The sequence below is a fragment of the Bacillus sp. JH7 genome (assembly GCF_001563515.1).
In the GTDB taxonomy this organism is placed as follows: domain Bacteria; phylum Bacillota; class Bacilli; order Bacillales; family Bacillaceae_G; genus Bacillus_A; species Bacillus_A cereus.
Map to the genome: position 1 here is coordinate 54621 of NZ_LPUS01000031.1, position 13079 is coordinate 67699.

The window sequence follows — 13079 nt, forward strand, 5'->3', positions numbered from 1 at the left end:
ATGTGGACATTCACTTGGGCAATTGTAATAAATATTAATTTTACCATTAAAAGGAAAGTTGGTGAACGCTATTTCCACTTCCCTACTGCTTAAATATTTCAAGAAATTCAATTATCATCTATAGGTCTTTTGCCATTAATATATAAATCAATGCGAAAAACTGAGAAAGCAGGAGTATTTTTAAGAAAACTATTAGTTTATAGAGGGAGGATATATGGGGAAGGGTAATTTGGCTGAAAAGGTATTAGACTATTGGTTTGCATTAGAATTCCTATCACAGGACTCATATCCTGAAAGCCGGGATGTGCGAAATAGAATCGAGATCCACAAAGAAAAGGTGCGCCTTGGGACAAATAAAAATAAAACAATATCCCATTTCATATCATTAAGTGGTAATGAAGACTTATATGAAGTACTTTCGAAAGAGGCCTATGCTTGTGGAATGAAAAAATGGGGAAATCTGACCATTTATATAGGCAAGGTAAAAAGGGAGAAGTGTATTGAGTGCATTTCGAAAATTTTACCATTTGATCCAGAGGATGAAAATAGACCGGAAAAAAGCTCGGACAAGATTGCATGGGTTAGTTTGCAACTTTCTCCGGATGGAAACTATGTAGAGCATTCCTTGTCCTTATCCACAATAATCTGGGCTCTAAATCAGATTAAAAATGCAAACGGGAATATCTCCGATTCTCTAGATGACAAACTATATAACGATGCAAAGGAAAAACTTGAAAAAAAGTTCTTTAATAAAGAATCTACATTAAATGCAAACAATAACGAGGGAAAAAAGCGGGAAATAAATGCTTCTGATCAGAATGCTGATGAGGAAGAAAAACTACAGATATTTTCTGCGAGTGCCATTTCTCTTAGAAAGCTGCATGATTTATATGAAGAAGTAGAGAAAAAATATATTAAAGGAAACATTCAGAATACAGAAGATGATAAGGATGCCTATGAAGAGATTTATGGTATCAGTTTCCAATTATTTGCAGACGAGACTACAAAAGAGAAAAAGGAGGATGATAACTATTCTGGATTAAGTCATGATTATTATTCAGATGATATAAAGCTTGTTATCGAGAGGCATCGAAGTGGAGCTTTAGTTAAAGAGGGATACATGGGAAGTGACATCCTTAAATACGTTACTGTATTAGAAGACGAGGATACGACCAAGAATAATCGAATCGATTTGGTAGATCCAAAGGAGCAAGGAGAGCAGGAGTATCTAAGTCAGATTAACGAGATTTTATCAGTTGAAAATGCACCTGTAGGAAAGTGGCCTTCAAGATTTATGCCTGCGTTTATGCAGCAAATGGCAGTTAATTTAGCTATAGGTAAAGGTACGTCTAATCTATATGAGATAAATGGCAAGGTATTTTCGGTAAATGGCCCTCCAGGTACTGGAAAGACAACACTTCTTAAGGAAATCGTTGTAAGTAATATTATAGAGAGGGCTATTTTATTATCAAAGTATGATGACCCTAACGATGCTTTTATGCAACATGATTTTATTCATGGAGAAAGAGAAGAAAATGCATATTCTACATATACACGGCATTGGTATAGTTTGAAAAATGACGCGATAAATAACTTTAGTATGTTGGTAACATCCTGTAATAATGCGGCTGTTGAAAATATTTCTAAAGAACTCCCTAAGGGTATGGTTGGTGATTTGGCACCGTTAGATGATGATCCTGAAGAATTAAGGAATATGCTTGCAGAGGTTGGAAAGCTTTTTGATCCTGCTGAATCGAAAGTGATGGAAACTCCTTATCAAGGTGAGTCTTATAAGGACGTTTATTTTACAAAGTATGCACAGAATCTCCTAGAGAATAGTGAGGCATGGGGATTAGTTGCAGCATCATTAGGAAAGAAATCCAATCTAAGTAATTTTTATAATCATGTGCTTTATCCATTAGGACGTGACTTTTATAAAAATAAGGATATGGCTCCAGATAGGGTTAAATCATATAAGGATTCAAAAAAGAAATTTGAAGAACAGCTTAAAGTTGTAAGAGATATGCAGAATACTCTTAGAAAGGCAGGGAATTTATTTGCGCAGAAAGTAGCAGCAGAACGAGAGGTGTATGAAACTGTTGAAAGCTGTAATGCGTTAATTCAAGCAAGTAGGGAAAAAATTGAAAGTACAAAAAAAGGAATAACTGAATTAATTGCCAGAGAAGAAAAACATCGTACAAAAGCAGTTTCTTGTAAAATTGCATTTCGTCAAGTAGATGAGGAACTCAGCAATAAAAAAAGAGAATTGAAAACTGCTAAGTCAAAAATAAAAGAATTTTTGGAAAAAGAAGTATGCACAAGAAATTCAATGCCTTTATGGAAAAAATTTCTCAATAAGGCTAAATATGAAGCTACCATGAAATTGGCAGATGAATATAGGAAAGAATCTGAGAATCAGAGGGATCAAGTGAGTTCATTGGATTCAGAAATAAAACAGCTTACAGAGACTTCCAAGCAGGCAGAAGTTCTTTATAATCAGACACAGCGAGAATATGATGAACTAAAAGAGGAGATTAATAGTTATTCAAAAACTATTTCTGCAGAAGAAAAGAAGATTGTGGATTGTGAGTCAACGATATCGAAAGCCCATACTAAATTAGAAAGTTTTAAGAAAGGGTATGAGTCCGAAATTGCTAAATTTACAGGGACAGATGCTGTAGATACAGGTCTGATAATAGACGAAGAATTTGTAAGGCATTTGTTATCGAATGATGTAGATGAATCAACAATTGCACAGGTTTCAAATCCATGGTTTACGCAAAGGTATAATCGTGAAAGAGAAAAATTATTTGGTTATGCTATGCGGATGAATAAGGAGTTTGTTGTATCTTCTAATCACTGCAGGGATAACTTTGTTACTTTGTCTCATTACTGGGGATTAAAAGCAGGAGATGAGAACGAAAGAATTATTTTCCATAAAGAAGACAAGGAGGCTTTGATTCCGGCTTTATTCCAAACACTATTTTTATTAGTACCTGTGCTTTCATCCACATTTGCATCTGTTGGTACTTTTTTAAGGGATGTGAAGCAACCTGGGGTTATAGGTATGCTGGTTGTTGATGAGGCAGGTCAAGCTCAGCCGCAAATGGCATTGGGTGCTTTATATAGAAGCCGTAGTGCTGTGATTGTTGGAGATCCTAAACAGGTTGAGCCAGTTGTCACAGATGATTTGATGCTTCTGAAAAAAGCGTATAGTGATGAGGCATTAAAGCAATACAAGAAAAAGTCTCTTTCTGTTCAGGGATTTGCAGATCGTTTAAATACCTTTGGAACCTACTTAGACAACGGGACTGATTATCCAGAATGGGTTGGATGTCCTTTGTTGGTACATAGACGTTGCATTTCACCGATGTATGATGTTTCAAATGAGATATCTTACAACGGTATTATGAAACAGCAGACAAGGTTGCCAAAACCAGAAAAGGCAAAAAAATTCATCTATGACAAATCGCAGTGGATTAATGTTAAAGGTTCGGAGAAAGGTAATAAGAATCATTTTGTTGAAGCTCAGGGACAAAAGGTCTGTGAACTATTAGAGATAGCATTTTCTAAGAATCCTGATCCGAGTATTTATATTATTAGTCCATTTACAACTGTTGTTTCTGGGATAAAGGACTATATTAAAAAATATTGCCATAAGAATAACGGTACTACAAAGATTAACAGTGACTATATTCTTGAAAATGATCAGAAGAAGATTGGAACAGTTCATACTTTCCAAGGTAAAGAGGCTGAAGAGGTTATTTTCCTTCTTGGTTGCGATACAAGCGAAGACGCTAAAGGTGCAATACGATGGGTAAATAAAAACATTGTAAATGTTGCAGCTACACGTGCTAAATTTCGTCTATATGTGATTGGTGATGAAGATGCTTGGAAATCTTCTACATGTGTCAGCATGGCAAAGGAAATAATGGATACATTAGCTATAAAGGAAATCAAGGCAATTCTTGAAGATGATTTGTCAGAGCAAGAATTGCAGAAGGCTTTAGTTGAGGCTTCGAGAGGATTACCGCCAGTAACTTCATTTTCAGTAATGGAAATAGGGGCTGAGAATGATGTCGTTGATTATAGTGTTGATACTTCGGGGCTGATTAAAGGTTTAAATGAGGAGTTTCTTAAGACAGAGTTATCTACAGAGCAACTTGAAAGGTTTGGATTTAATGATATGAAAGATCTGGATGGTTTCTCTGTAAAGGTTAAAGAAAATCTGCTTCTTGGCATGAAACTTTTCTTCTTGCTAGAGCCGGTATACAAATTGAATGATCAGTTGGATGCATCATGTTGTGCAATTCTTTTCTGCAAGGCAATGGAATTGCAAATGAAGGATTGCTTTACAATGAGTTTAAAAGAAATCTTCCCAAATTATAAGGTTAAAGGAGTCGGAAAAGGAAGAGATAGAATTGCTTTAAAAGATGCGAAAAATAAGGAACTAACATTGGGTGCTTTTGATACCATTCTGAAAAATAATGGTTCGGAGCTTGGCCGAAGAATGGAGATGATTGGCAAAGACACATATGATGAGGCTTGGTGGAGCTCATTTGAAGACAAATTGGGTGATTATACTAATAGAAGAAATAAGTGTTGCCGTAATGGTTCATTTAGCTGGAAGGAGCAGTCATTCTTATTATTTGATATGTTCAAGCAGGGTGATGCGAAGCAACAAAAACAAAATAAGCCAATTGGTGGAATCTTGTTTGAAAGTAAGGTAGGAGAGAGTCTCGCTGCCAATTGATAGGATGGCGTTATGATTAGGCGAGATATTTTTTAAAAATCCTTTTGCTTTTGAAAAAGAGCCAAAAGAGTCAAAAGAGCAAGGCAGTAAAGAATACCTTGCTCTTCAAGAACAAAATGGTGAAGCACTGCCGCATTCTATCACAGGGCTTCATCGCTTTTTCAAGTTTTATATCAAAGGATTCCATGGAGCTGGTGAATTAAGAAATCAATTGATGAAGTGCGTGCATTTTTTAGTTAATTTGGAAAATAGTGTTAATATGACAGGGGAAGTGAGATGATATAACACTCAAAAGGTTAAGATAAAACGAATCAAATCAACTTATGTGTACTTATTTTATTCAGTTTCAAGTTCCTTTGGAGCGGCAACTTTTGTTTTGGTAAAGTATGTTATCTGAAAGAAAAGGGTCTTAAGATTGTAATAAACCCACTAGCACCCCCCACATACATCCTGCACATGTGGAGGGTGTATGTGGTTCGGATTGGAGTTGGTATAATAGAAAAGCAGTTGATATAGAAAAAATCTATACCACCTGCTTTTTGGTTTATAAAGATACCATTTAGCAATGATTTTAGTTAAAATAAATATTGCTGATTTTCGCAAAATATAAGTGTCCAAATGTACTGCTGCTATTTGGCTTTATATTTTGAAATTGTATTCATAGTGAGAGGATTTGAATTTGAAATGATAGATAATTTTTGGCGTGAATTACCACGACCATTTTTCGTACTTGCACCAATGGAAGATGTGACAGACGTTGTTTTCCGTCACGTAGTAAGTGAAGCAGGTCGTCCGGACGTATTCTTCACAGAGTTTACAAACTCGGATAGCTATTGTCATCCAGAAGGTATGAAAAGTGTACGTGGCCGTTTAATTTTTACAGAAGACGAACAGCCGATGGTGGCACATATTTGGGGAGACAATCCCGAATACTTCCGTCAAATGAGTATTGGTATGGCAGAACTAGGATTTAAAGGCATCGATATTAACATGGGTTGCCCAGTACCGAACGTTGCATCAAGAGGAAAAGGTAGTGGCCTTATTCTACGTCCAGACGTTGCGGCAGAACTTATCCAAGCAGCAAAAGCGGGCGGACTACCTGTCAGCGTAAAAACACGACTTGGCTTTAAAGAGTTAAGCGAGTGGGAAGATTGGTTAACGCACATTTTCAAACAAGATATTGCAAACCTTTCTATTCATTTACGCACAAGAGAAGAAATGAGCCAAGTAGATGCGCACTGGGAACTAATTCCGGAAATCAAAAAATTACGTGACCGCATTGCACCCAATACGTTAATAACAATCAATGGAGACATCCTTGATCGTAAAATGGGACTGGAACTTGCTGAAAAATACGGCATTGATGGCGTAATGATCGGACGAGGCATCTTCAAAAATCCATTTGCGTTTGAAAAAGAGCCAAGAGAGCATAGCAGTAAAGAACATCTAGATCTTTTAAGACTACAACTTGATCTTCAAGATCAATATGCAGAAGTACTGCCACGCTCAATCACAGGACTTCACCGCTTCTTCAAAATTTATGTAAAAGGCTTCCCTGGAGCTGCTGAATTGAGAAATCAATTGATGAGCACGAAGTCGACGGATGAGGTGCGTGCTTTGTTGGATAAGTTTGAGGATAGTGTTGGTGAGGCTCAGGATAGTGAGACGGTTTAACTTTTAAGCACTTAAATCATTTCATATGTAGTGCATGACATGAGTGAGTTGAAAATAAGTGCAGAGCTGGAAAAGAACAGTGTATTTGAGAAATCAAAACACTGTTTTTTTCTTTTAGTTAATGTTAAGAGAGAAATCTTTTTATAGGCATATAAAAAACATGTAAGAGCTCTGTAGATACAATGATAGAGAAAAGTTCGGGTAAGACTATAAAACATATCTTTAAAATGTTAAAGTATTAATTTAGCGGACAATAACTAAAAGGTTAGATTAAACATGATAATTTAAAGCAGGTTATAGCATAAACTTTAACCGCTGAATAAATAATCAACATTTCAGGAGGAAACCCAATGGCAATGAGCAACAACGATATATTAAAAAGAGTACGATACGCTTTAGATATAAAAGATATAGATATGGTAGAAATCTTTAAACTTGGCGGGATGGAAGTAACGAAAGAAGACGTAGTTGATATGCTTACAAAAATAAAGAGAGCTCCTCAGCACGAAGCTGAAAATGATGAGGTAGCTGAAGATGAGTACGTAAAAACATGCGATATGATGATGTTAGAGGCATTTTTAAATGGATTTATTACTTTAAAAAGAGGAAAGCAAGATCCGAAACCAGGACAACCAGCACCTGTACAGAGCAAGGAGAGTGCCAATAACCTTCTTCTAAAGAAAATGAAAATCGCACTATCTTTAACGAGTGAGGATGTACTTGATATATTAGATAGCGTAGGCGTTACGGTAACAAAAGGAGAGTTAGGCGCTCTATTAAGAAAAAAAGGTCATAAAAATTACAAAGAGTGCGGCGATAGATACGCAAGGAATTTCATTAAGGGATTAGGTGTAAAGTATAGAGGATAATGAGGTCGTTAAAGCAGTAAATGATATAATAGGTAGAGTAGGACGTTCGTATCCTACTCTTTTTTATTTGTAAAAATACTATGCTAGGTGATGAAATGGTACATACATATTTAGGTGAGACAATTAATTTTCATATAACTTATAAGAAGAAAAAGTCCGTGCGTCTTTTTGTGGATTCGTATGGAAATGTGGAAGTGCAGGCTCCGAAAGGGACACCTGTTGAATACTTAGTCCAGTTGCTAGAAGAGAAGTGGGGTTGGATTCAGACAACACGTAAAGAAATGCAGGAGCGAGCGCATGGACCACAGGAAAAGGATTATGATCAAGGAGAAGGCTTTTTGTATTTAGGGAATACGTATCCGATACAGATTTCCCAAGATGTAAGCATTGAGCAAGACAATGCGATTTTTGAAGGGGATAAGTTACATATTTATGTAAAAGAGCTAAAGGATGAGAAAATACAGCAAGCTTTAAAACGATTTTATTATAAGCAGTGTAAAACTTTAGTAGAGAAGAGCATTAAAGTGCATCAAAGTAACTTTAAGACAAAACCACGTTCTATTCGTATTACAGATAGTAGTCGTACTTGGGGTACTTGCGATTCGAATTTACAACTAACATTCAATTGGAAGCTAGCAATGGCACCACAGCGAGTAATTGACTATGTAGTTGTTCATGAAATGTGTCATATGGTTCATTTAAATCATGATCGATCGTTTTGGCGTCTTGTCGGGAAAATCATGCCCGATTATAAGGAAATGGAGAACTGGTTAGCTTTATCTAGTTGGAAGATGACGGTTTAATGTTGCGCTTTGTATAGGTTGCAATTATTGTCAATCTTTGTCGGTAAGTCGATATATTTCGAAAATCGCTGATATATTTGAAGTTGCGCCGATATATTTCGAAAATCGCTGATATATTTGGAGTTGCGCCGATATATTTCGAAAACCGCTGATATATTTGGAGTTGCAATCGATATGTTCAATGAAGAGAAAGTAAAAGGAGAGGTCACAGCAGACATCTCCTTTTTTCGAGTATATAGATTATCGTCCAAACTTCACAACAAAATCCCCATCCACTTTCGCCATCTCATACCCACGATACCCCTCCAAAAGCAAAGCCTGCTGTCCACTAGCATCACTCATTAGAATACTTTGAACATCCGTCAAATCGCTTTCTTTATCTCCGCGCAATTTCTTCACAAAAACATACCGCAGACTACCACCATACTTTTCCTTCAGCGCAGCAATCTCCATTCCTTGCGCAAATTTATCCTTCAAGCTCGGAATGTTAAAAGGAGCAACGGTGCAGCATACGTAATCATATTTGCTGTCTTCTTTTTGCAATTCTTCCATAATGACTTTCGCTAATATTTTTTGCATCCCATTTCCTCGGCAGTTCGGATGAACGTTTGAGATTTCTTGATAGATGACGCGGTGCAGTTCACTTTCTGATAGACCAATATCAAGCCCTAAATGTTCATCGTCGATAGGAGGGACGAGTAGAGCGCGAAATGCGATGAGTTTGTTTTCGATAAAAGCACCGATCATCATGCCGTTTCCTTCTAGAATGTATTGAAATTCTTCTTGTGAGAGTGGTTGTAAACGACTTTTATCTTCTAGTGCTTCAATTACGATGTTTTGTAGTGATAAAATTTGTTCGATGTGCTCTAGTGATAGTAATGTAACGTGAAATGATTCGTTATTTTGTTTTAATGTTCCTTTGTATAGAACTGTCATATGATAGTCCTCCTTTAGCGTACAACGTCTTGAAAGACGGTTAGTTCTTGTAGTGTATCTTCGTTTATTTCAATGCCGAGTCCGGGCTTTTCGTTTAGGCGAATGAATGGTACATCGTAATGTAAGTTTCCAATGTCTTTCGTGAATTTTAATGGTCCTGTTAGCTCTACGCTCGTAATGATTTTCTTTGAGAAAGCGACATGGAATCCTGCGGAAGAGGCAACAGATGATTCGACCATTGATCCCACTTGGCATTCAATGCCGGCCATTTCAGCTTGATGAGCGAGCTTTACAGCTGGATGTATGCCACCGCATTTCATTAGTTTTATATTTACTTTATCAGCAGCTTCTAATTTAATAATTTGGCGCATTTCACGAGAACTTTTTAGTCCTTCATCAATCATAAGCGGGAGGTCCGTCTTAGAACGGATATGAGCCATGGCATCAATATCGTCCGCGATAACAGGTTGTTCAATCCAGTCAATGTTTAAATGTCCTAATGAACGCAGTGCTGTTAATGTGTTTGCGCTATTTTTCCAGCCTTGGTTTACATCAACGCGAATAGCGATGTCATTTCCTACACGTTCTCGTACAGCTTCAATACGTTTCACATCTTCTTTTACATTCGTACCAACTTTCATTTTGAAAGATTGGTAACCTTTTTGAATCATAGAAGCAGCTTCTTCAGCCATATCTTCAGGATCGGCAATACTTAAAACGTGAGTGATAGGGAATTCTTCATGGTAGCGCCCGCCAATTAATTGATATACAGGTTGATTTAGTTTTTTGCCCATTATATCAAAACAAGCAATATCAATTGCGGCTTTCGCTGTTGGAACACCGTAAATTGTATTGTCCATCATGTCGTGTATTTTTTCGATATTCATTGGATTTTTCCCGATTAGAGCAGGGGTTAGCGTATGTTTTAAAGTATGGAAAGTACTTTCCCATGATTCACCTGTGACGTGATCATCAGCAACGCCTTCACCGTAACCGATAATACCTTCATCTGTTTCCATTTTGACGATAATAGAGGGCATATCAGAATAAGAGCCATAACTAATAACAAACGGATTGCGAAGCGGTAAACGAATTGCGTAAAGATGAATAGCTGTAATTTTCATTGAATAGAAACCCCTTCCTGTTTACAATAGTTTTGTACATTTGATATAGTTGACGTTAAATAGTCGTTAATTAATGATAAGGAGTTAGAGAAAATGATGATAAAAATTGCAGTTGTCGGTTCAAAGGAGTTTATGGAGAACCTTTTTCCTATTGCTCAAAAATTAGAAGGAATAGAAATTGATCCATATATTTACCTTCATCCGGCGGAATCTTCTGAATTATTAAAGTGTCTAAAGCCTTGTGATGTCATCTTTTTCTCAGGTGCTTTACCTTATTATATGGCAAAAGAAATAAGAGAACAATTACGAATTCCAAGTACATACTTACAGCAAGACGAGACAACTGTCGCATCTTCAATTCTTTCTATCATGTATCATCAAAGTATTCAACCACATAACATTTCCATCGATTTAGTAGACCGCTCGTTTATTACAAATGTGTTCCATGATATTGGTATAAAAGAAAGCCCGCAAGTGTTGGATTATGAAAATATGCTGTGGAGTAAAGATGAAATAAATAGAGTTATCGATTTTCATGTAGCTAAATATCAATCTGGAGAGGCTCATTTAGCTTTAACTAGTATTCACGCTGTTTACGATGAGCTTCAAAAAATAGGTGTTCCTTCAGAGCGTATGATTGATCCAACACAGTCCATTATACATGGGCTAAAAGATGCAAAAATAAAAGCTGAGTTAGCAAAAAGCTATTCAGCTACTGTTGGTGCTTGTATTATTTCTTCCTTAGAATTACGAGCGAGTTTGCTTGAAAAACTAGATGTCATTTCAAAAGAACTACGTGGTTCATTTAAACAAGTGGATGAAATGACATGCATTTTGTATACAACTCGTGGTGATATCGAATCAATTATTAAAACAAATGCGATAGATAACTTGTTTGCGAGCGTAGAAGGAACGATAGCTATTGGATTTGGTTATGGGAAAACCGTGAAAGAGGCGGAGCAAAATGCAAAAATTGCTCAAAGTTTTGCAAAGAATAATCCAATAGATCGTTGTTTTTATATACTAACAAGTGATAAAGATTTGTTTGGTCCGTTCCCGAAAAAACAGAGAGTACAAAGTTTGAAAAATGATAATCCGGAACTAATGAAAATAGCGAAGGAAACGAAGCTTAGTCCGGCCAACTTGTCAAAAATCATTCAATTTAGTCAATCGCATCCGTCATTGAAGTTTACAGCAGCTGATCTTTCTGAGTACTTACAAGTGACTCGAAGATCGACAGAAAGGTTGTTAAAGAAATTAGTTGATTACGGGTATGCTCATATTTGCGGCGAGGAAATGCCCTATCAACAAGGGCGACCTCGCGCACTATATGAACTGAATTTACCGCTATTTTTAAGCTTCTAGTTGAGCTTTTTGTTTCTTTAGTAGTTCTGCTTTTTCAATGTCTGATAGTTTTACAATTGTGAAGCCTGTTATACCATAAATGATTGAGATAATAGGTACGATGAAATTCAAAATAGCATAAGGGGCATATTCAAATGCACCTACGCCAAGTGTAGCGAGAATAAATACACCGCACGTATTCCAAGGAACGAAGACAGAAGTTAATGTTCCGCCATCTTCTAATGCTCTGGATAAGTTTTTTGAATGTAGTCCTTTTTCTGTGTATGCATTTGCGTACATTCTTGAAGGGACAACAATTGAAATATATTGTTCAGAGCAAGTAAGGTTTGTTGCAAAACAAGATGCGATAGTAGAAGCGATAAGCCCTTTTGCTGATTTCGCTAACTTTAAAATTTGATTTACAATTGAGCGAAGAATACCTGTATGTTCTAATACTCCTCCGAAAGTCATAGCGACAATTGTCATAGAGACTGTATTCATCATCGAATCTAAGCCACCGCGGTTAAATAGTTCGTCTACTAGCTTGTTTCCAGTGTCTATAACAAATCCAGCTTGGAGTGCACCGACAGATGCTGAGACAGAACCACCTTGAATAAAGACTTGTGATAAAAATCCTAAAATAATACCGACGAGAATCGCTGGTATAGCAGGAACTTTTTTTGCGACCAATACCATAACGACTACGGGTATAATGAGTAGGAAAGGTGAGATAACAAAGTTTTGTTGCAATACTTGTAACGTTTGATCGATGCTCTTCGCATCAATATTGTTAGCGCCGAAGCTTCTTCCTAAGACCGCGTAGACGATAAGAGTAATAATTAAACCTGGAACTGTAGTAAATAACATATGACGAATGTGTGCGAATAAATCTGTATTTGTTAATCCTGCGGCTAAGTTAGTTGTGTCTGAAAGCGGTGACATTTTATCGCCAAAATAAGAGCCTGAAATAATGGCACCAGCAACCATTGGAGCTGGGATTCCCATACTTAGGCCAATTCCCATTCCAGCAACACCAATTGTCCCCATTGTAGACCAAGAGCTACCAATTGCTAATGCAACGATAGAACAAATGACGGTAATGGAAACTAAAAATAGTGATGGAGTTAAAAGTTTTAAACCGTAATAAATCATCGTTGCGACGATTCCACCGCCAATCCAAGCACCAATTGTTAAGCCAACAAGAATAATAATGACGATAGCGGGTAATGCAAGACGAATCCCTTTATACATTGCTTCTTCAAGATCATTCCATTTGTAACCGTAACGCCAAGCGACAATAGAAGCAACGGTTGTACCAATAATAAGTGGAACGTGAGGGGTTTGTTTTAATACAACAATTGTAACCATCATAACTGCAACGGTAATGATAATAGGGATAATCGCTATTCCAAAAGGTATTTCTTTTTTCATAAAGTTCCTCCTTGTTACGTATGTTTGTTTGTATTTTTAGAATTGTCGTAAAATAGACGTTTATTAGGTTATGATAACTAAAAGTTTATGTAAGCGTCAACATAAAAAACAGAAAATAAGGAATGTTCTAGTTGTTTGTTTAGTT

General features: G+C 36.7%; 8 protein-coding genes and 1 pseudogene. 6 read left to right on the forward strand and 3 right to left on the reverse strand.

Features of this window, described 5'->3' with window-relative positions; all coding sequences use genetic code 11:
- Positions 1–214 precede the first annotated feature (214 nt).
- From AU379_RS25225 to AU379_RS25240, 5 genes and pseudogenes are all read left to right on the forward strand, one after another.
- Positions 215–4753: an AAA domain-containing protein gene (locus AU379_RS25225; RefSeq protein ID WP_061140007.1), complete on the forward strand. Its 4539-nt coding sequence runs from the start codon at positions 215–217 to the stop codon at positions 4751–4753.
- 3 nt (positions 4754–4756) lie between these two features.
- Positions 4757–5033: pseudogene (locus tag AU379_RS31090) on the forward strand (tRNA-dihydrouridine synthase); the annotation flags it as partial.
- A 404-nt stretch (positions 5034–5437) separates the two neighbouring features.
- Positions 5438–6427: a tRNA-dihydrouridine synthase gene (locus tag AU379_RS25230; protein WP_000566706.1), complete on the forward strand. Its 990-nt coding sequence runs from the start codon at positions 5438–5440 to the stop codon at positions 6425–6427.
- Positions 6428–6777: 350 nt separating this feature from the next.
- Positions 6778–7296: a DUF1456 family protein gene (locus AU379_RS25235; protein ID WP_001251702.1), complete on the forward strand. Its 519-nt coding sequence runs from the start codon at positions 6778–6780 to the stop codon at positions 7294–7296.
- 95 nt (positions 7297–7391) lie between these two features.
- Positions 7392–8099 (forward strand): SprT family zinc-dependent metalloprotease, encoded by a 708-nt coding sequence (locus tag AU379_RS25240; protein WP_061140008.1) that lies wholly within the window; start codon positions 7392–7394, stop codon positions 8097–8099.
- A 240-nt stretch (positions 8100–8339) separates the two neighbouring features.
- Here the strand turns inward: AU379_RS25240 and AU379_RS25245 are convergent, their stop codons facing one another.
- Both AU379_RS25245 and AU379_RS25250 read right to left on the reverse strand, forming a co-directional pair.
- Positions 8340–9035 (reverse strand): hypothetical protein, encoded by a 696-nt coding sequence (locus AU379_RS25245; RefSeq protein ID WP_000217576.1) that lies wholly within the window; start codon positions 9033–9035, stop codon positions 8340–8342.
- 14 nt (positions 9036–9049) lie between these two features.
- A complete protein-coding gene (locus AU379_RS25250) occupies positions 9050–10159 on the reverse strand; it encodes a dipeptide epimerase (protein WP_050964627.1) in 1110 nt (369 codons plus the stop codon).
- Positions 10160–10252: 93 nt separating this feature from the next.
- On the opposite strand from AU379_RS25250, the gene AU379_RS25255 reads away from it, so the two are divergent.
- On the forward strand, positions 10253–11524 hold the full coding sequence (locus tag AU379_RS25255; RefSeq protein WP_000972807.1) for a hypothetical protein: 1272 nt from the start codon (positions 10253–10255) through the stop codon (positions 11522–11524).
- Here AU379_RS25255 and nhaC read toward each other — a convergent pair.
- A complete protein-coding gene (nhaC, locus tag AU379_RS25260) occupies positions 11513–12934 on the reverse strand; it encodes a Na+/H+ antiporter NhaC (RefSeq protein WP_000711525.1) in 1422 nt (473 codons plus the stop codon). The two genes, AU379_RS25255 and nhaC, sit on opposite strands and share 12 nt — an antisense overlap.
- Between the last annotated feature and the right edge of the window lie 145 nt (positions 12935–13079).

Coding starts and splice junctions, on each gene's coding strand:
- AU379_RS25230 (WP_000566706.1), top strand. CDS start 5,438: ATGATAGATAATTTTTGGCGTGAATTACCACGACCATTTTTCGTACTT.
- AU379_RS25235 (WP_001251702.1), top strand. CDS start 6,778: ATGGCAATGAGCAACAACGATATATTAAAAAGAGTACGATACGCTTTA.
- nhaC (WP_000711525.1), bottom strand. CDS start 12,934: ATGAAAAAAGAAATACCTTTTGGAATAGCGATTATCCCTATTATCATT.
- AU379_RS25240 (WP_061140008.1), top strand. CDS start 7,392: ATGGTACATACATATTTAGGTGAGACAATTAATTTTCATATAACTTAT.
- AU379_RS25250 (WP_050964627.1), bottom strand. CDS start 10,159: ATGAAAATTACAGCTATTCATCTTTACGCAATTCGTTTACCGCTTCGC.
- AU379_RS25255 (WP_000972807.1), top strand. CDS start 10,253: ATGATGATAAAAATTGCAGTTGTCGGTTCAAAGGAGTTTATGGAGAAC.
- AU379_RS25225 (WP_061140007.1), top strand. CDS start 215: ATGGGGAAGGGTAATTTGGCTGAAAAGGTATTAGACTATTGGTTTGCA.
- AU379_RS25245 (WP_000217576.1), bottom strand. CDS start 9,035: ATGACAGTTCTATACAAAGGAACATTAAAACAAAATAACGAATCATTT.